Source organism: Labrys okinawensis, from assembly GCF_002982075.1.
In the GTDB taxonomy this organism is placed as follows: Bacteria; Pseudomonadota; Alphaproteobacteria; order Rhizobiales; family Labraceae; genus Labrys; species Labrys okinawensis_A.
Window position 1 is genome coordinate 67,222 of record NZ_PUEJ01000006.1, and the last position, 18,427, is coordinate 85,648.

Consider the following 18,427-nt stretch of genomic DNA (forward strand, 5'->3'; position numbering starts at 1 on the left):
TACAGCCTGTCATCGGTCACCACGCTTGGGCGTGCGCACGAAATCGTGTCGGCCCGCAAAGGGAGCGGCGATCACACCCACCGAATTGGCCAAAGCCAAAAAGATGAGCAGGACCGGAATTGCGATCAGGGTTGCCCCGTAGCGGAAGATACCACCCCGGCGCAAGCGCAGAAATGGCGGCAGGGTGATGAGGATGGCGGAAGTCGCGGCATAAAGGGCGGCGGCCGCCGCCAGAAGGGCATGCCCGCTGCCGAAGCCGCGCAGCAGGCCGTCGAGCACGAAGGCGCCGGCCGCCAGCACGAGGCAGGGCAGGCCGAGCTGCAGGCCGAGCAGCAGGCTGGTGCCGAACTTGGCGCCCAGGGTCCACTTGGAGCCCCAGACGAGCGGCAGCCCCTTGCGCGCGACCTGGACGAAGCCGGTCGACCAGCGCGCCTGCTGCACGCGCCAGCTGGCAAGGTCGGCCGGCGCTTCGCAACTCAGTGGCGCCTCCAGCACGAGCTGGCCGTGCCAGCCGGCGGCATAGGTTCGCAAGGTCAGGTCGAGATCCTCGGCCAGCGTATCGGCGGACCAGCCGCCGGCCGCCTCGATGGCGGCACGGCGCCAGACCGCGCCGGTGCCGTTGAACTGGAACATGTCGCCGCCGGCCTGCCGGCCGGCCTGCTCGGCGAGGAAATGCGTGTCGACCGAGAATTGCTGGCCCGAGGTCATCCAGTTCTGGTCGCGGTTGCCGAATTCGAAGCGGAACTGCACGAAGGCGGCCCGCCGATCGGCGGCCAACACCGCGGCTGCCTGCCGCAGCCAATCGGAAGGCGCCCTGAAATCGGCATCGAGGATGGCGATCAGCGGGGCATCGCAGCGCCTCATGCCTTCGGCGAGGGCGCCGGCCTTGAAGCCGTCCCGGCTCGGACGCCTGACCTGCTGCACCGCCGGGCCGCCGGGCGGCAGCCGGGCGATGGCGGCGGCGGCAAGGGCAGCTGTCTCGTCGGTGGAATCGTCGAGAAGCTGGATGGTCAGCCGGTCGGCCGGCCAGTCGAGAGCCAGGGCCGAAGCCAGCGCGCCCTCGACGGAGCCGGCCTCGTTGTAGAGGGGGATCTGCAGGAGGATAGGCACGGGCTCGGCGTGCTGCCGCATCGGGGGCGTCCGGTAGCGGCGGGCGCGCCAGGCAAGGCGCAGATGCTGGCCGAGCAGGACGACAAGGAAAAGGCCGGCGACAAGGCCGATCGCATCGATGACGAGCAGCATCAGCCCCGCCCCGCGAGCGCGATCGTGGCCGTGCCCCAGGAAAGGCGCCGCGCCAGCAAGGCGTTCAGCCACAGCGCCGGCATCATCGCCTCCCTGGCGAGCACGGCGAGCGGCATGGCCGGGGAAAGCGGCCAGCCCTTGCGCCAGGCGAGCCAGCATTCGGCCGCGGGCCAGATCAGCAGCGTGAGCAGGAGGAGCGGCATACCGGGCAGACCGAGGAAGGCGGCACCGGCAAGCGCCGCGAGGCAGGCGGCAGGCAGGCCGGTCAGGGGCTCGGCGGCAAAGGCCAGAGGCTCTTCGAGCCGCCGGCAGATCGCCCAGCGCAGATGCCGCCGCCAGATCTCGGCGGGCCGGCGGGCGCCGAGGTCCTGGTCGACGGTCGCGCCGGCGAAGACCGGGCGCAGGCCCCTGTTCCTCAGGAGCTTTGCCAAGGCGTGGTCGTCGGCAACGGCGTCGAGGATCGCCCGCAGGCCGCCGGCGGCCGCGAGATCGCCGCGCCGCAGCAGCATGGCCGCGCCGATGCCGGCCCCACCCCCGAGCGCGGAGAGCGCCAGCAGCAGCCGCCCGCCATAGGTGTTGACAAGGCTGGCCTCCAGCATGGCCGCAAAATTGCCGGGAGCCCGCGCCACCGGCACGGCACAGACCAGCCCGACGCCCGGCACCAGGCTCGCCATCATCGCGGTCGGAGCGCCGGGCGGCAGAATGGTGGCGGCATCCTTGATCAGCAGGAGGTCATGGGCCGCCGCCTCGACCGGCTCGATCAGATTGGCGATCTTCGGATTGGCGCCGGGAATGGGCGTGGTGAAGAGCAGCGAGGCGCGCAACCGCTCCATACCCTCCCCTGGAGAGGGAGGATAGGAGGCCGCCCCGCATCCTGCTTCACGGCTCACCGAGAAAAGGATCTCAAGGCCAGGGTGATCCAGATCACCGAGCCGGCGGTTCGCCTCATTCTGTGCTTCATCGGCGCGCCGGAGCGGCACCAGCACGGAAAAGAGCTCTTGCGTCCGGGAACCGGCACGGCCGGCGGCAAGCGCCGGCTGGATCGAGGCCAGCAGGGCCGAGCCGAGGAGCAGGAGGATGAGGCCAGCCCACCACAGGGCGGCCAGGCCCGTGAGCAAGGTCATGGCCCGCCCACCTCCTTTTCGTGCGTCAGCGGCACATCGACACCGGGGCGATCGAGCAGCCAGTCGCCGAAACGGGCGGGCATCAAAGTGAGCAGGCGCATCCCGGCATAGAGGATGAAGGGGAAGGCGATCACCGGCTTGCCGCGGTCGAGCCCGCGACGGATGATGCCGGCGGCCCTCGCGGCGCTGATCTTCAGGGGTTGCGGTGCGACCAGATCCCGGTTGAGCGGTGTGGTGACGAAGCCGGGCGCGACCAGGCTGACCGCGATGCCTTCCCGCCTCAGCGCCGGCCGGATACCTTCGGCATAGGCATGAACCGCAGCCTTGGCCATGGAATAGGCCGGCGAGGAGGGAAAGCCGCGCAGGCCGGCGAGCGAGCCGACCAGGGCGACATGGCCGCGGCGACGGGGACGCATGGCCTCGAGAGCCGGCTCGATGGTGTTGACGGCCCCCATCAGGTCGACGGCGAGCACGGCGCGCATCGCCTCGCCGGGATCGAGCGGCCGAAGAGCACTGGTGCCCGAGACGATGCCGGCGCAGGCGATGGCCAGGTCGATCGGCGTCTCGCCGTCCCGGGCCACGATCCAGCCGGCAAGCGCCTGGCGATCGCGGACATCGATCCGGCCGGCGACGACCGTGGCGCCACGGGCCCGGCAGAGCTCGGCAATGTCCGCCAGCCGCGCCTCATCCCGGCCGACGAGAAGAAGACAATGTTCGCGCGCGGCATATTCGAGGGCGAGGGCCCTGCCGATGCCGCTGCTGGCTCCGGTGATCAGCACGGTCCGGCGGCTCACGATCCGTCCTCCATCGCGCGCGACAAGGTCGCTTCCGCCATGCAGGCGAGCACGCCGTTCCCCGTCTTGACGAAGAGGCGCAGCACGGCCGGCCCGCCGTCTTCGTGGCGCTTGACCGTCCGCCCTGATATCTCGACGCTCGCCCCGACGGGCACCGGGGCCATGAAGCGGGTCGACAGGCCGGCGACGGTCGCCTCGGGCAGAAAGCGCCGCACCGCCTCGTGCAGATAGGCAACCAGCAGCATGCCGTGCACGGGCGCGGCCTGGAGGCCGATGGTGCGGGCAATGGCCGCGCTGACATGCAGCGGATTGGTATCACCGGAGGCGCGGGCGAACGCCTCGACCGTGGCCGGGCCGATCGGGCCGATGACGAGGGGCGGCATCACGGCACTCATTGCGCCAGCTCCGGCTGGAACAACCGATAGGTCGCGGCGAAATCGGCGATGACCTCGCCATCCGAGCCTTCGATATGCGCCTCGATCTGCACATCGTCGGGCAGGGCGGCATCCGCCTGGCGGGTGATCACGAAGCGGATCTCCTCGCCGATGCGCAAAGCGCGCCGATAGCTGAAACGCTGGGCGATCAGCACGGGAATGAGATGCTCCTCGCCGGCAAGATCCTCGAAGGCAGCCTTGGCGGCCGGGTGCCACAGCCAGATCGCCGGGAAGGTCGCGGGAACCTCGTCGCCGTCACGCGCCATTCCTTCGCCCGTCATGCCGTCGAAGGCAGTCGCCTCGCGATAGCGCCGCACGGCATCCGCCTCGACCCGGGCGGCGATGGGTCCGATCCGCAGAGGCGGCGGCGCGCTCATGCCTGTCCGACGATCAGCACCGCATTGATGCCGCCAAATGCGAAGGAATTCGTCATGGCATGGCGCATCGTCACCGCCCTCTTCTGCCCTGGCACGCAATCAAGATCGCATCGGGGATCGGGCGTTGTCCAGTTGAGGGTCGGTGGCACCACGCCTTCGCGCAGGGCCATCACCGTGATCGCCAGCTCGATGGCGCCGCCCGCGCCCAGGGCGTGGCCATGCACCGGCTTGGTGGAAGAGACGGGCAGGCCGGGCAGATGCCCGCCGAAAACAGCGGCAAGAGCGGCGGCTTCGGTGGCGTCGTTGGCGAGCGTGCCGGTGCCATGGGCGTTGACATAGCCGATCGCCTCCGGCTCCAGACCGGCATCCTCGAGGGCCTGGCGCATGGCCGAGGCCGCGCCGCCGGCATCCGGGCGCACAATGTCGCCGGCATCGCTGGACGTGCCGTAGCCGCACAGTTCGGCCAGCGGCGCCGCCCGCCTGGACCGGGCACTCTCCTCGCTCTCCAGCACGAATATCGCGGCGCCTTCCCCGAGTACCATGCCGTTGCGGTCCTTGGAGAAGGGACGGCAGGCATTGGGCGAGAGCACGCGCAGGGCTTCCCAGCCCTTCATCCCCGAGGCGGTGATGCAGGCCTCGGCTCCGCCGACCACGGCCCGGTCGACCAGGCCGGCGCGGATGAAATGGGCGCCGAGGCCGATGGCCTGCGTGCCGGAGGCGCAGGCGCTGGCCACCGCAAAGGACGGGCCCCGCGCGCCATGGCGGGCACTCAGCTGCGAAGCGGCACCATTCGGCATCAGGCGCGGCACGCTCCAGGGATCGAGGCGCTGGCCGGTGACATAGGCGTTGTGGATGCCGATCTCGATGGTCTCACCCCCGCCGATGCCGGTGCCGACGATGGTGGCCGTGCGTTCGCCCTGCCGGTCGCCGCGGGCAAAGCCGGCCTGGGCCAGGGCCTCGTCGCCGGCGACGATGGCGAGCTGGGTGAAACGGTCGCAAAAGGCCAGCACGTCGGGCTCGATATGGGCGGCCGGGTCGAAACCGCGCAACTGGCCGGCGATGCGGATATTGTGGCGCAGTTCCCGTGCCACCTCGAGTGGGCCGATGGCGCTCCGGCCCTCGCGGGCGGCCTCCCACAGCGCCGGCACGCCCAGCCCCGCCGCCGTCGCCGCTCCCATGCCGGTAATGTAGACGCGTGTTCTACTCAAACCAGAGCCCGTTCCAGAGCGTTTTCCAGAGAAGCCGACAGACTTTTCGACTAGGAAAACGCGTCAAAACAAAGAGTTAAACAGAAAGTCCGATTCGGGAAAATCGCGGTTTGTCCTAGGATTTCTCGCTGGCGATGCGTGCCAGCACGCCGTCGATGAAGGATTTGAGATCCTTGGCTTCGGCGATCGAACCGTCCATCGGAATATAGACGTCGAACTTCTCCTCCACCGCCGTGAGGATCATCACGATGTCGATGGATTTGAGGCCGAGCGTCTCGAAGGTGGCATCCGGCGTGACCTTCTCGCGATCCACCATGCCCTCGGATACGATCAGGTTGACGACCTCGTCATAGACACGCTGCGGATCGGACAGGATGTTATCTTGGGTATGGGTCGACATCTTCTTCCTGGACACGTCCCTTGAGCAAAACGCGTTCTAGCTAACCGCTCGATTGCTCAAGCTTTTTGTTTCAACGCGTCTTGCGATTCTTGGCAATGCCGTCAAACCACAAAACGCTACGGGCCTAATGGGACTGAATCGATGCTTCAAAGACGCCGAAACGGCGTGTCGACCGGGCCCCAAGCCATTCAACTACGCTCGTCATGGCATAGTTGTCGTCAAGAATCCAACCGCATTCCAAATCTTGCACACCGGTGATGGCCGCCCGGCGCATCAATTCGTCCACCAGGATGAGCGCGACACTGGCGCCGGAGACCGAGCCGACGAGGCGCGGCGCCACCCCGAACAGCACGGCGCGGCCGCCGGTGAACCGCCGCGTCAGGCCGCGCCAGGCCAGTTTCAGCCAGCCGAGCGGGGACGGCGCCCCACCGAGGTCGCCGGTGATCTCGAAGATGTTGGGCAGGAAGAGGGCGAAGCCGAGCAACTCGCCGTTTCGTTCGACGAAGACGCCGTAATCGGCCTTGAGCAGGGGTTTGAACGCCTTGATCATCGCCGCCATTTCGGCTTGCGAGACCGGCACGAACCCCCAATTGGCGGCCCAGGAGCCGTTGAACAACAGGCGCCCGAGCTCGGCATCCTCGGCCAGCCGGTCCATGCGCATGGCGCGGATGTCGAACCCCTTGCGGCGACGCTCCATGCCGAGCTTTTCGAGCCGCTCGGCAAGATCGCTGCGGCGCCGGTCGAAGCCGTAGGAGTGCAGCGTCTTCACCAGCTTGAGCCCCGCCGCTTCCAGATGGCCGCGCAGATAAGGCGGGTGCCAGGGCATCAGCACCATGGCGGGTGCGGTGAAACCATCGATCAGCAGGCCTGATTCGGCATTGATCGACAGCGTGAAGGGGCCGCGCATCACCGTCCTGCCCTTGCCGGCGAGATGAGCGGCGGCGGTCCGCACCAGTTCGACGACCACCTCCTCATCATCCACCGCGTCGAGACAGCCGAAAAAGCCGATGCCTTCATGCTGGGCGCCCGTGGCGAGATGATCGATCTGCGCGGAGATGCGGCCGACGGCCCTGCCCTCCCCGTCATAGGCAAGCCAGTACGCCGCCTCGCCATGGGTCCAGAAGGCGCTCCTGGCGGGGTCGATCAACTGGGCCCGATCATGATCGAGCGGCGCGACATAATCGCTGAACTCGGCATAGATCCGTCGCGGCAAAGCGAGGAACTGCCGGAGTTCGCGCTTGGAGGAAACGGGGCGGACGCTGACGGGCATGCCGCCCTTCTGTCAAGTTCGGGCCGGAAAGGCAACGGGGGCGGAGCTTCGGACCCGCCTGGAACCGCGCCGCCCGCCGGAAAGGCCAAGCCGATCCGAAGACCTGCCCTCGGCGCCTCTTGTTCCGCCTCCGCCCTTTGGGTATGGCATGCCCTCATGGAAACCCAGCCCCTGCTGCAGCCCTTTGCCGATATCTGGCGCCAGCGCGAACTGTTTCGCGCCATCCTGACCCGCGAATTGCAGGTGCGCTTTCGCGGCTCCGTGTTCGGCTGGGCCTGGGCCGTGCTGGCGCCCCTGGTGATGCTGTCGATCTACACGCTGGTCTTCTCGGGCGCGCTCAAGGTCGGCGCCGCCCAGGACAGCGGCGGGCGCTTCGGCTATGCCTTCTCAATCTTCGTCGGCCTGGTCGTCTTCAATTTTTTCGCCGAGATCGCCTATCGCGCCCCGCTCCTGCTGGCCGAGCACAAGCACATCATCCGCCGTTCGATCTTCCCGCCCCAAATCCTGGCCTGGATCGCGGTGGCGCGCGGCGGCGTCTACATGCTGATCGCGCTCGCCGTGCTGCTGACCGGGCAGATCCTGATCGACCAGTCGATCCACTGGTCCTGGCTGGCGCTGCCCTTCATTCTCCTGCCGCTCGGCCTCGCCTTGCTCGGTATCGTCTGGATCCTCTCCACCATCGGCGCGCTGACCAGCGATCTCAACCACCTCATCATCTCGATCATTCCGGTGGCGATGTTCGCCACGCCCGTCTTCTACGAAGCCTCGAATGTGCCGGAAGGCTGGCGCTGGCTGCTCTATCTCAATCCCCTGACCGGCATCATCGAGATGATGCGCACCGCCATCCTGCGCGGCAATTGGCCCGATGGCCTGCTCTACCTGACCTGCCTCGCCGCCTCGCTTGCGGTATTCTATGCTGGCCGGACCCTGTTCATGCGAAAGAAGACGATCCTTGTCGATATCATCTGAACAGACGCTCGCCCAAGATCTCGTCCACGATCTCGTCCAGGACCTCGCGGTCGAGTGCCGCGATCTCGGCAAGGCGTATCAGTTCTACCGCCGCCCGATCGACCAGGTGAAGCAGGTGCTGCTTGGCGGCAAGAGGCGCTATTACGACGAATATTGGGCGCTCAAGGAGATCGGCTTCGCCATTCCCAAGGGCGCCGCGGTCGGCATCGTCGGGCGCAACGGCTCGGGCAAATCGACCCTTCTGCAAATCCTGTGCGGCATCACCGCCCCCACTGTCGGCACGCTCACCGTCAAGGGGCGCATCGCCCCGGTGCTGGCGCTGGGCGCCGCCTTCGACTACGAACTGACGGGCCGCGAGAACTGCTATCTCTCGGGCGCCATTCTCGGCCTCAAGCGTGCGCAGGTCGCCGAGAGGCTGCCCGCCATCCAGGAACTCTGCGGCCTCGGCGATTTCTTCGAGCAACCGGTGAAGCTCTATTCCAGCGGCATGGGCGCCCGCCTTGCCTTCGCCATCTGCGCGCATGCCGACGGGGACGTGCTGATCGTCGACGAGGCCCTCGCCGTGGGGGACGATGCCTTCCGCGAGCGCTGCCGCACCCTGATCCGCGCCTTCCGCCAGCGCGGCACCATCCTGTTCGTCTCCCATGATCTCGACCAGGTGGCGGAGCTGTGCGAACGCACGATCTGGATCGACCGCGGCCGCCTCAGGGCCGACGGAGAGACGCATGCCGTCATCCGCGACTATCGCAAGGCGCTGGCCGAGGAGGCCGACGATCCCAACCGCTTCGCCTTCATGACCTGAGGCGAATAGCAGGGAGGTGGAGGCATACTCCTCCCGCTTCGGAATCCGAAAAACGTTTGCGCTGCCCCTCACCCTTCCCCTCGCCCCGCCTCTTGCGGGGCGAGGGGAAGGGTGAGGGGCAGCGCAACCTAAATTGAAGAGCCCGCCTTCTCTATGACCGCCAGAACCATCGCCTGGCCGGTTTGGCCGGCTTGCCGGGTTCGAGCATAAAATTGGTGAGCTTGGGATAGGTCTGGCCGGACCACAGGACCGCATAGTTCCAGTCCCGGACGAGACGGCGAAACTGGGCCTCGTTGGCCTCGGTGACCTCGACGAACAGGATCGGGCGGCAACGCTGTATGGTGGCTTCAAGCCCGCCCAGCACCTTCAACTCCATGCCCTCGACATCGATCTTGATGAAATCGAAGTCATGCCCGGCGAAGAGATCGTCCCCCCTGGCGATCTGCACCGGGCCTTCGTCGGCCTGCCGGATCACCGTGCCGCCCGTATTGTGCTTGCTGTGGGTGAAGGTCTGCCCGGTGCCGGCCTGATCGCTCAGGGCAATGCCGAGATAGGAGAGGTCGACATTGGTCAGCCGGTTCAAGGCGCAATTGATGCGCAGGCAGGCCGCGGCCCCCGGTTGCGGCTCGATCGGGACGATCATGCGGGCGTCGGCGAATTTGCCGAGGAAGACCGTGTGGTTGCCGAGATGCGCGCCGACATCGAGGATGCCGGCATTGTCAGGAAGGCGCGCTCGAATGCGTTCGAGTTCCTCGGCTTCGTAGAATTGTCCGCTGGCATGGAAGGCCTGCACCGAATCAGCCTCGTCATTGACGAGGAAGCTCACGCGCTCGGCCTTGTAATCGAACGATATCACGCTGCCGTCGACACGGCTGATGAGATTGGGCCTGACATCAAGCCGATCATCCAAAGCGACATCGATCGAATCGAGCCAGAAATTGGGATAACGATTGTCGAAGGATTCCGACTTCTCCCAATCGGGCAGGGCGTTGCCCGCCATGAGGCCATGATGCCGGAATTCCACTTCGACGACGTCGCTGCCCCGGGTTTGTGCCTCGAAGCGTATCCTCCGCCGGCCAGCGCCCTCGAAGTCGTAGGAGCCGATCTCGCTGTTGTCGACGACCACGCCGAAGCCCGGCTGCTCCGACAACTGCTTACGCCGCTCGCTGACACCGATCGGCCTCAGTTCGATATCGAAGGTCAGCTTCGTCGGTGCCTTCAGCCCGAGTTTCAACTGGATCAGCGAGGTGTATCCCTCCGTCACGGGCCGCCCGTTCTGAAGCGAAAAGCCGCGTGCCAGGAATGGCGGCGGTTCATTGAGCTTTCCCTGGAAGTCGATTCTAACAGGGAGCTTGAAATTTTCCTCGATGCGATCGAATCGGCGCGCGGGGAACTTCTGTACATTGTAGCGCTGCAGCCACCAATCATCGCCTTCCATGTTGAAGGCGGGGCTGGCGCTCCGCTGAAAATAGGCCGTCGCTCCGGCGAGCCCCTGCGGGTGGAAGCCGTCGTCCTGCATCAGGAACCGATAGAGATTGTTGATCGTCGGGATGTGGATGTCGTCGAGGATCAGGATGCCGCCGACCTTGAGGTGCTGGTAGAAGGCAAAATACTCCAATTCCGGAAACGGATAGCCGTGGGGGCCATCGATCAGGACGATGTCGACGTCATGCTGAAGCGGGTTGCTGAAAATCGTCCGCTGCGTCGGCCCGAAGATCCAGTTCACATTCTTCTTCTGTCCCGGAAATCCGAGCGCGAAATTGACGCTCGAATTCTCCTCGGCCCTGTCGTCGTAACAATAGGCGGTGTGCTCTTGCGCGTAATGGGAGAACAATATCGTGGAGGCACCGCAACCCGTTTCGACGGAGCGTAGCGGCTGCCCTTTGAAGTGATCCTTCAGATAATATTCCATACGCTCGAGCGGCCACGTCGTAAGGGTACCGGCTCGGTGGGCGCCGCCGCGCTTGTTCTGGTAGCGGACAATGTCGTGTACGAGATTGGGCATGGGATCCCGACCCTACGCGACCGGCGCCGGCCTGATCAATGCCGGAATACGAAGCGTTTCGCGATTTGACGGGATCGCCGGGCCAACCGCCTGCCCGATCAGGATGCGCGCCGCCGCTGCGGTTCGACATAGGTGGAGAAGATATGGTCCCAGAACGAGGTGACCACGCCGTAATTGCCTTCCTCGCCGCGATAATGATGCACCATATGCGCCAAGCGCAGGCGATAGAGCAGACTGCCCGGCTGCGGCGACCAGTGATGGGAGGCGTGATGCACCAGCATATAGGCGACATAGCCCAGCAGGATGCCGCTGGTAAAGCCGCCGGCAAAGGCCTGGCTGGCGAAATAGAGCGGCAAGTAGAACACCAGGAAAATCACGCCGACGCTCAAGAAAGACGGCGCTCCGATCATGCCCTTGGGCTCTTGATGATGGGCATCGTGCATGCGGTCGAAGAAGGGTACCGCGTGATAAACCCAGCGATGCACGGCATATTCCACGAAAGTCCAGCCGATGCAGCCCAGCACGAATGCCATCGCCCAGATGCCGGCGGCGGTGGCGTCATGCTGCAGAAGAGTCAAGAGAAGCAGGCCGAAGGCCGCAGCAGGGCAGAGTACAAAATCGCCAAAATAGAGAATTTTGTTCAAACGCATGCGCTTCACCATTCGATGCACTTTGGAAGCTAGAGCATATTTCTCCGCGATTGCGACAGTTTGAGGACAAAGTGCTGCGTCCTAGCAGCGCGCTCGGCCCTCTCTCGTCGCGGGTGAACAAAGCAAAAATCATGCCTCTCTATGAGGCGGCCTCCAGCCTGTGCGGCTCAAGCTCGATTCGCCGCAGCGGCCCCAGGCCGGCCGGCTCGCGATGCGCCACCACGACGAAGCTGGTCTGCGGCAGCGCGCCCCGCAGCGCCGAGAACAATTGCGCCTCGGCGGCGGCGTCGAGGGCGCTGGTCGGCTCGTCCAGCACGGCCCAGTCCGGCCGCGACAGGATCAGCCGGGCCAGAGCCAGGCGCTGCTGCTCGCCGCCGGAAAGGCCGAGCGGCGGCTCGCCATCGTCGAGACCCGGCAGCCGATGCTCGAGGCCGACAAGTTCGAGCGCCTCGGCATAGGCTTGCCGCGGCAGTGCCCCGGGATCTTGCGGATAGGCGAGGATGGTACGCAGATCCGCGAGAGGCAGATAGACCGCCTGCGGCAGGAAGGCGATCCGCCTGCCGGCCGGCAGGGTTACCCGTCCCTCGCCATGTGGCCACAGGCCGGCCATCGCCTTGATCAGGGTGCTCTTGCCGAGGCCAGACGCGCCGGCCAGCCAGGCATTCTCGCCCCTCTCCAATCTCATATCCGACAGGATGTTGAGGGGACGGCCTTCGGGCGTGGCCAAGGCGAGGCCTTGGATGGAAAGATGATCGAGCCCGCTCCTGCCGGTCCGGACGCCCTCGCGCTCCGCGGCCCGGCCGAGGGCATCGAGGAAGCCGTCGAGACGGCGGATGGCGGCGGCGAGTTCAGCCAGGTCGCGGTAGGAGAAGATGAACCAGGACAGGGTGGTGACCACGTTCTGGAAGGCGGAAGCGAGCTTCATCAGCCCGCCCAGTGCGACATGCCCGGCAAGATAGGCCGGCAGGGCCAGGAACAAGGGAATGCGCAGCACGGTGGTGTGATAGGGCCGGGTGAAGCAGCCGAGGATGAGATCGCGGTTCATCAAGGCCCGCCAATTGCCCATGATGGCGCCAAAGCGGGCATCGAGCAGGCGCCGTTCGGCCGCCTCCCCTTCCATGAGCGCCACGGCGTCGGAGGATTCGCGCAGCCTTGCGAGCGCGAAACGAAAATCGGCCTCCCGGCTCTGCTGCTGCATGTTGAGCCGCAGCAGGGGACGGCCGAGCCAATGGGTGAGCCCGCAGGCGACCAGCACATAGAGTGGGGCCACCCACACCATGTAACGCGGAATTTCCACCGCCACACCGAACAAGGTGAAGGCGAGCGGGAAGGAGGACAGGGACCATAGCAGAGCGACATAGGAAACCAGTCCCACCAGATTGGAGACCAGTTCCAGCCCTTCCTCGGTGAACTTGTCGACGAAGAGCCGGCAATCCTCGGCGATACGCTGGTCGGGATTGTCGGGCGCGGCGGCGGCGTGGCGCAGGCGCACATGGGTCCTGTTGCCGAGCCAGCGGTCGAGCGCGGCCGAAGTCAGCGCGCGCCGCCAACGGATCTGCACGCTCTTGCGCAGATAGACGGCCGACAGATGGATCACCGCGCCGATTGCGATCAGCAGGCCGAATACGCCGATCTGACCGACCGCCGCGCCGGCATCGCGTTTTTCGAGGGCCCCAAAGAACTGGGCAGTCCAGTCGATCATCAACAGGCTGACATAGACGCCGCCGAGATTGAGGCCGAGCACGACGAGGAGGAGGGCCAGGCCGGCCCAGCCGCCTGGCCCGGTGACGCAGAGGCGCAGCAATCGCCCCATCTGGTGCAGGATCGGTGGCATCGAATCAACCTTCGTTCAGTTCCGGCGCATCAGGGCAGCCTCCGGGCCGCGCACCACCAGCCCGATCCAGTCGCCCCCGGCATTTTCCGCCAGCAGTTCCACCCCGCCCGCTCCGGCCCGGCCCGCCCGCATGCGCCAGGCCGCCACGGCCCCGGCGCGCAGATGCAGGTGGAAATCGGGCTGCATCACATTGATGAAGCCCATGGCCGGCTTGACCGCCTCGATGATGCCGGACCAGGCCTGCCGAAGCCCCTCGCGCTGCAACTCGATGCCGACGGGCACACCGGCGCAGCGGGCGACTTCGAAAGGGATGGCGCCGGGGTCGGCCTCGGCCATTTCGCCGCGCTCCGCCGGCGCGGCAGGCACCGCCGCCTCGGCCGGCATGCCGCGCAGGTCGGCGATGCCCGCATCGAAAGGCTCGAGTCCATCGAGGCCGACCAGGCTGAACAGCACCGCACCGTCCCTGCCGTGGAAATCCAGACGCGGCAGCGCCTTGTCCTTCATGCGGCCGGTCCGATCGAGGATGACGGCGCCGAGCGCCGCCGCGTCGATCTCGGCATCATGGGCCGCCCCGACCAGCCGGATGCCGAGGCCCGAGCGTACGACCCGCTCCACCGTGCCCATGCGCTCATGCGTGGCGCCGCCCCGGCTGGTGGTGAGCATCACCCGGCCGAGGCGTCCCACCGCCTCCAGCACATCGGCGGCCGGATGCAGCAGGCGCTCGCGCTGCAGTCTTTGCTGACTCATGATGCCCTCAGAAGGTGATGTTGGCGCCGAGCTTGAACGTGCGGCCGGCGGCGGTCTGCAATTCGAGCGGATTGGAGAAGGCAACGTTGGAACTCGCCGTCCGGCTATAGGTGGTCGGCATCGGCCAGCGGAAATAGCGCGTATCGGCGATGTTGAAGACGCCGGCCCTTAGCGTGACGTTCTCGGTCGGCTTCCAGCTGCCCAGAAGGTCGAAGACGGCATAGCCGCCGGGCTTGAAGATATCGGGAGCGCTGGCACGGCTGACCTTGGAAGCGAAGGTACCGATCATCTCGACTTCCAGCCCTTGCTCCGGCCTGGTCCAGCGCAGGCTGGCGACGGCGGTGAAGGGGCTGGCGCCGTTGAACGGGGTCCAGGGCGCGTCGCGCGTCGTCTTCTGGTCGCCGTACTGATAGGTGAGGCTGAGGCTGGAACTCCAGTGTTCGGCCCATTGCACCTCGGCGGAACCTTCGATGCCGCTCAGCCGGACCTTGGCGCGGTTGGCCCAGGTATAGTCGAGCCCGTTCCCCGAACTGGCCGGTATCTCCACGAAATTCTGGATGAAGTTGGTGTAGTCGGCATGGAAGGCGGATAGAGAAAAATAACCCCAGCCATAGCGCCCGCGCAGTCCCGCCTCGAAGGAACGGACCCGCTCCGGCTTCAGGTTCGGCGCCGGCACGAGATTGTTGTCCGGCTGGCCCGAGGAGGAGCCGGTATAGAGCTGCTCGGCGTTGGGCATGCGGAAGCCTTCGGCATAGAGGCCGAACACCGAATAGGTCTCGTCGAGCTTGTAGATGATGCCGAGTTTCTTGGTCAGCGCCGCCTCGTCGCGCTGCCTGAGCACATAGCCCGGCACTGGCCGGTAGTCCGATTTGGGCTTGGGCGTGATCTGGTTCCAGGAATAGCGCAGCGCCGGGGTCAGCAGAAGCTTGCCGTCCAGCAGGCTGATCTCGTCCTGCACGAAGGCGTCGAGCCGCTTGGTGTTGGAATCGGCGAAGTTCCAGGTATAGGGCACGACGGTGGTGTTGGAGACCGGTACGCCCCCCGGGGTGAACACGCGCGTGGTGCGATTGCGGACATAGTCGGTGTAGCCATATTCGCCGTCGAAGCCCCAGACCAGCTTATGGTCGCTGCGCCCGAGCTTGAAGGACGAATCGATCTGCAGGCCGGCCTGCAGGAAGCGCTGCCCGAACTCGGTGACATTGTCCTGATATTGCTGATTGCCATTGGCGAGGGTGCGGTGTTCGCGGCCGGTGACCTCGCGACGCTGCGGCGACCAGGTGATGTTCCAGCGTATCTGGTCTGCGAAGGCGTAGTCGGACTTCCACAGGCCGTCGAGTGCGATGCGGTAGCGCGTCAATTTCTGGTCGGCCGTGTAGGAATGAATGAAAGGCAGCTGCGGCGGATTGGGATTGGCGGGCGTGCGCACCGTGACCGGCCCACGATTGTACAGGATATCGGCATCCCTGTTGCGATCGAAGATCTCGCCGGTGAGCTTCAGCTCCAGTGATTCGGTGGGCCGCCAGACGATCTTGGCGAGGAAGTTCTGTCCGAGTTCGTCCAGCGGGTTGAAGCTGCCGCAATCGATGGCGCCGTATTCGACCCAGCGCGGGCAGCCATAGCGGCCGCCATCGGCCCGGGCGCGTGAGAGCTTGGCCTCGCTCGCCTTCTTGACCGAATAACCCAGCAGGATCTCGAGATTGGGAGAGACCCGCCAGGCGCCGAGGACGGTATTCACCAGCGCCTTGTTGTAGCTGTCGAAATTGGTGCTCGCTTCCAGCCCCCAACTGCGCCCCTCCTTGATGACATCGGCAGGGTCCCTGGTGGTGAAGGCAACCAGGCCGCCGACCGCGTCGGTGCCGTAAAGCGCCGAGGCAGGCCCGCGAATGATCTCGACCGATTTGATGAAGGGCAGGTCGACGAAGTCGCGCGTGCCGTCGGTGTTGCCGTCGAGGATGCGCGATCCGTCGACGCGCATCTGGATGCGGTTGCCACCCACGCCGCGGATGGTGAAGCCGCCATTGCCGCCGAAGGGATCCGTGCTCGAACTGTTGCGGCCGACGGTGATGCCCGGTTCGTAGCGGGTGAGGTCATCGATGTCGCGCACCATATGCGACTTCAGCTCCTTGTCCGAAATCACCGTCACGGTGGCCGGAACGTCGAGAAGCTGGCGCTTGGCGCGCTCCGCCACAACGGTAACCGGCTCCAGCATCACCGGCTCGTCAGTGCCGGCTTGCGCCGCTGGCGCCGGAGCGGCGGGATGGTCTTGCCGCGGCTCGGCCTCCTGCGCCCGGGCCGCCATTGCACAGCCTGCCAGAAGGAGGCCTGCCGCCACGATGATCCTCGTCTCCATTTCAACCCCCAAGTAAACCCCGAGGGCATAAACACGATACAAGCAACATGAATCAACACAAAATAATAAATTGTACGATAATTATAAAAATTCCAATATATGCAAAAAAAACAAGCACACTTAGTACACAGTTTATTCGGAAAAACTTCAAACTGCACAATTTGGCATACTAACGTTCGATCCTTGGCCGCAATCGTCGCCAGGCCTCGCGAACATCCGTTGCTGCACAGGTTTTAATTCATCTAAAATATTGATATTGAATCATTTTCTGAGTCACGATAGGAGAGTGACGGCTTGCCGACAGCTTTCCCCACCGAGATATATCGCCATGAGCATCCTGAATTCCGAGCTTCGCATCGAGACAAGTCTTGGAAATGAATACTTGAATTCAATTTGCAACGACTTCGAGACGGACGAGTTTCCCACCAGGCGCACAGGGGAAACTGCTCAAGTCGAGCTGCCGCGCGGGCGGGGAACCGCCTATCTCGCCGCGCGTCCGGGCGAACTGACGATCCGCGCCGAGGCCGCGACGGAACAGGGCCTGTCGGCTCTCAAATTCATGCTGAGTCTGCGCCTCGAAAAGGCGGCACAGGCCGAAAAGCCCGAACTGGCGTGGACGGGCGACGGGTGTGATATTACCGTTCTACCCGGCCTTCGCGAGATGCAGGTCAGGCGGGTCGCTCAGGTGACGCCGCTGATCCGTCGCATCACCCTTGCCGGGGAGGATCTTCAGCGCTTCACGCGGGATGGCATCCATATCCGCCTACTCATTCCGCCGGCAGGGCTGGACAAGCCGGAATGGCCTCGCCCTGCCAAGAACGGGCGCCGCACCTGGCCGCCGGAAGAACGCCGGCCGACACAACGCCTCTACACGATCCGGCGCATCGACGCGGCAGCAGGCGAGATCGACGTCGATTTCGTGCTGCACGGCGATGCAGGCATTGCCTCGGGTTGGGCCGCACGGGCCATGCCCGGCGACATCGTCGGCATGATCGGGCCTGGCGGCGGCGAGATCGACGAGGCCGACTGGTACCTGATCGCCGGCGACGAGACGGCCATTCCCGCGATTGCCCGTATCTTCGAGGCCATGCCTGCCCAAGCGCGCGGGCTGGCCCTGATCGAGGTGGCGGATGCCGACGAGATCCAGGCCCTCGTGCCGCCGGCAGGCGTCGAACTCAAATGGCTGCTGAGGCGGGGGCGGCCGGCCGGCGAGAGCGACCTCCTGGCCGAGGCGGCCATCGCGGCGCCCCTTCCCTCCGAAGGCCGTTTCCAGTGCTGGCTCGGCGCGGAAGCGGAGACGGCACGGCGTCTGCGCCACCATTGGCGCCAGGTCCTGCGGCTTCCCAAACATGCCGTCAGCGCCGTCGCCTACTGGCATCGCGGCGAACCTGGCCACTGAAGCAGCGATACGGCGCACCGCTTGCCAAGCCTGCTCAGCCCAGCGCCGTCTTGCCGATGATGCGCATGCCATCACCGATATCGGCCTCGATGGCGTCGCGCAGGCCCTTGGCGTCGCCCCGCTCGATCGCAATGATGGCGCGATGGTGCTGATCGACGAGCCCGCTCATGTCGAGGTCCTCATAGACCAGCCGCATGAACGGGCCGAATTGCAGCCAGAGCGTCTCGATCAGGGGCAGCAGCACCGAAGAGGGCACCGCCGTATAGATGGCGAAATGGAAGGCGTGGTTGGCTCGCATATAGCCTTCGGCATCGTCTTCGGCGAGGCAGCGCTCGACCTCGTCGTCATGCGCCCTGATGGCGGCGAGGCGTTCGGCGTCGATGGCGGGCAGCGCCCTTTCGGCGGCTTCCCCTTCCAGCAGCATGCGCACGCGCACCAGTTCCTCGAAGCGGGCCGGCGTCATCACGGGAACGCTGACCCGGCGCGTCGCGGTCAGGGTCAGGGCGCCTTCGGTGACCAATCGCGTCACCGCGGCGCGGACGGGCATCGGGCTGACGCCGAGCATCTCGGCCAGGCCGCGCAGGGTCACGGCCCGGCCCGGGACGAATTGCCCGCCGACCAGGCCGCTGCGGATCGCCGCATAGACCTTGTCATGCACGGGCGCCAGTTTGCCGGCGGGCTCGCTGCTGCCCGGCTTCGGCGAACTCGACTTCGAACTCGGCGTGGGCGAACTCGGCTTGGGCGAACTCGGCTTGGGCAAAACGGACTCCATTTGACATGGCACAAATTTGTGATCACAATTAGTCCAGATGAAGGATGCGT

At 65.7% G+C, this 18,427-nt stretch carries 17 protein-coding genes; 3 read left to right on the plus strand and 14 right to left on the minus strand.

Annotation, left to right across the window (positions count from 1 at the left end; genetic code table 11):
- Window positions 1-9: 9 nt before the first annotated feature.
- The 8 genes from C5L14_RS17360 to C5L14_RS17395 all read right to left on the minus strand — a co-directional run bounded on the left by C5L14_RS17360 (window position 10) and on the right by C5L14_RS17395 (window position 6,849).
- Complete coding sequence (locus tag C5L14_RS17360; RefSeq protein WP_181161218.1) at window positions 10-1,314, minus strand: glycosyltransferase family 2 protein; 1,305 nt, start codon at window positions 1,312-1,314, stop codon at window positions 10-12.
- Window positions 1,242-2,366: a glycosyltransferase gene (locus tag C5L14_RS17365; RefSeq protein ID WP_105863325.1), complete on the minus strand. Its 1,125-nt coding sequence runs from the start codon at window positions 2,364-2,366 to the stop codon at window positions 1,242-1,244. The genes C5L14_RS17360 and C5L14_RS17365 overlap by 73 nt, the downstream gene beginning before the upstream one ends.
- Window positions 2,363-3,160 (minus strand): SDR family NAD(P)-dependent oxidoreductase, encoded by a 798-nt coding sequence (locus C5L14_RS17370; protein WP_105863326.1) that lies wholly within the window; start codon window positions 3,158-3,160, stop codon window positions 2,363-2,365. Before C5L14_RS17370 ends, C5L14_RS17365 begins: the two co-directional genes overlap by 4 nt.
- Window positions 3,157-3,555 (minus strand): MaoC family dehydratase, encoded by a 399-nt coding sequence (locus C5L14_RS17375; protein WP_105863327.1) that lies wholly within the window; start codon window positions 3,553-3,555, stop codon window positions 3,157-3,159. The genes C5L14_RS17370 and C5L14_RS17375 overlap by 4 nt, the downstream gene beginning before the upstream one ends.
- A complete protein-coding gene (locus tag C5L14_RS17380) occupies window positions 3,552-3,971 on the minus strand; it encodes a hypothetical protein (protein ID WP_105863328.1) in 420 nt (139 codons plus the stop codon). Before C5L14_RS17380 ends, C5L14_RS17375 begins: the two co-directional genes overlap by 4 nt.
- On the minus strand, window positions 3,968-5,179 hold the full coding sequence (locus C5L14_RS17385; RefSeq protein ID WP_281062577.1) for a beta-ketoacyl-[acyl-carrier-protein] synthase family protein: 1,212 nt from the start codon (window positions 5,177-5,179) through the stop codon (window positions 3,968-3,970). The genes C5L14_RS17380 and C5L14_RS17385 overlap by 4 nt, the downstream gene beginning before the upstream one ends.
- A 115-nt stretch (window positions 5,180-5,294) precedes the next feature.
- Window positions 5,295-5,579, minus strand: coding sequence for an acyl carrier protein (locus C5L14_RS17390; protein WP_105863330.1), 285 nt, complete (start codon window positions 5,577-5,579; stop codon window positions 5,295-5,297).
- Between the two features lie 124 nt (window positions 5,580-5,703).
- Window positions 5,704-6,849: a hypothetical protein gene (locus C5L14_RS17395; protein ID WP_105863331.1), complete on the minus strand. Its 1,146-nt coding sequence runs from the start codon at window positions 6,847-6,849 to the stop codon at window positions 5,704-5,706.
- Window positions 6,850-7,005: 156 nt separating this feature from the next.
- Between C5L14_RS17395 and C5L14_RS17400 the strand changes: the two genes are divergently transcribed.
- Both C5L14_RS17400 and C5L14_RS17405 read left to right on the plus strand, forming a co-directional pair.
- Window positions 7,006-7,818: an ABC transporter permease gene (locus tag C5L14_RS17400; protein WP_105863332.1), complete on the plus strand. Its 813-nt coding sequence runs from the start codon at window positions 7,006-7,008 to the stop codon at window positions 7,816-7,818.
- On the plus strand, window positions 7,802-8,620 hold the full coding sequence (locus tag C5L14_RS17405) for an ABC transporter ATP-binding protein (protein ID WP_245197183.1): 819 nt from the start codon (window positions 7,802-7,804) through the stop codon (window positions 8,618-8,620). Before C5L14_RS17400 ends, C5L14_RS17405 begins: the two co-directional genes overlap by 17 nt.
- A 151-nt stretch (window positions 8,621-8,771) precedes the next feature.
- Here C5L14_RS17405 and C5L14_RS17410 read toward each other — a convergent pair whose 3' ends face one another.
- From C5L14_RS17410 to C5L14_RS17430, 5 genes are all read right to left on the minus strand, one after another.
- Window positions 8,772-10,625, minus strand: a complete 1,854-nt coding sequence (locus C5L14_RS17410) for a class I SAM-dependent methyltransferase (protein WP_105863334.1) — start codon at window positions 10,623-10,625, stop codon at window positions 8,772-8,774.
- A gap of 98 nt (window positions 10,626-10,723) precedes the next feature.
- Window positions 10,724-11,275 (minus strand): sterol desaturase family protein, encoded by a 552-nt coding sequence (locus C5L14_RS17415; RefSeq protein WP_181161219.1) that lies wholly within the window; start codon window positions 11,273-11,275, stop codon window positions 10,724-10,726.
- A gap of 139 nt (window positions 11,276-11,414) precedes the next feature.
- Entirely contained in the window at window positions 11,415-13,109 is a 1,695-nt protein-coding gene (locus tag C5L14_RS17420; RefSeq protein WP_105863336.1) for an ABC transporter ATP-binding protein/permease, read from the minus strand.
- Window positions 13,110-13,124: 15 nt separating this feature from the next.
- On the minus strand, window positions 13,125-13,856 hold the full coding sequence (locus tag C5L14_RS17425; protein ID WP_105863337.1) for a hypothetical protein: 732 nt from the start codon (window positions 13,854-13,856) through the stop codon (window positions 13,125-13,127).
- A gap of 7 nt (window positions 13,857-13,863) precedes the next feature.
- Window positions 13,864-16,206, minus strand: coding sequence for a TonB-dependent hemoglobin/transferrin/lactoferrin family receptor (locus tag C5L14_RS17430; RefSeq protein ID WP_105863338.1), 2,343 nt, complete (start codon window positions 16,204-16,206; stop codon window positions 13,864-13,866).
- 328 nt (window positions 16,207-16,534) lie between these two features.
- On the opposite strand from C5L14_RS17430, the gene C5L14_RS17435 reads away from it, so the two are divergent.
- Window positions 16,535-17,605: a siderophore-interacting protein gene (locus C5L14_RS17435; protein ID WP_105863339.1), complete on the plus strand. Its 1,071-nt coding sequence runs from the start codon at window positions 16,535-16,537 to the stop codon at window positions 17,603-17,605.
- A gap of 34 nt (window positions 17,606-17,639) precedes the next feature.
- On the opposite strand, the gene C5L14_RS17440 is transcribed toward C5L14_RS17435, so the two are convergent.
- Entirely contained in the window at window positions 17,640-18,365 is a 726-nt protein-coding gene (locus C5L14_RS17440) for a GntR family transcriptional regulator (RefSeq protein WP_210203255.1), read from the minus strand.
- Window positions 18,366-18,427: the final 62 nt, after the last annotated feature.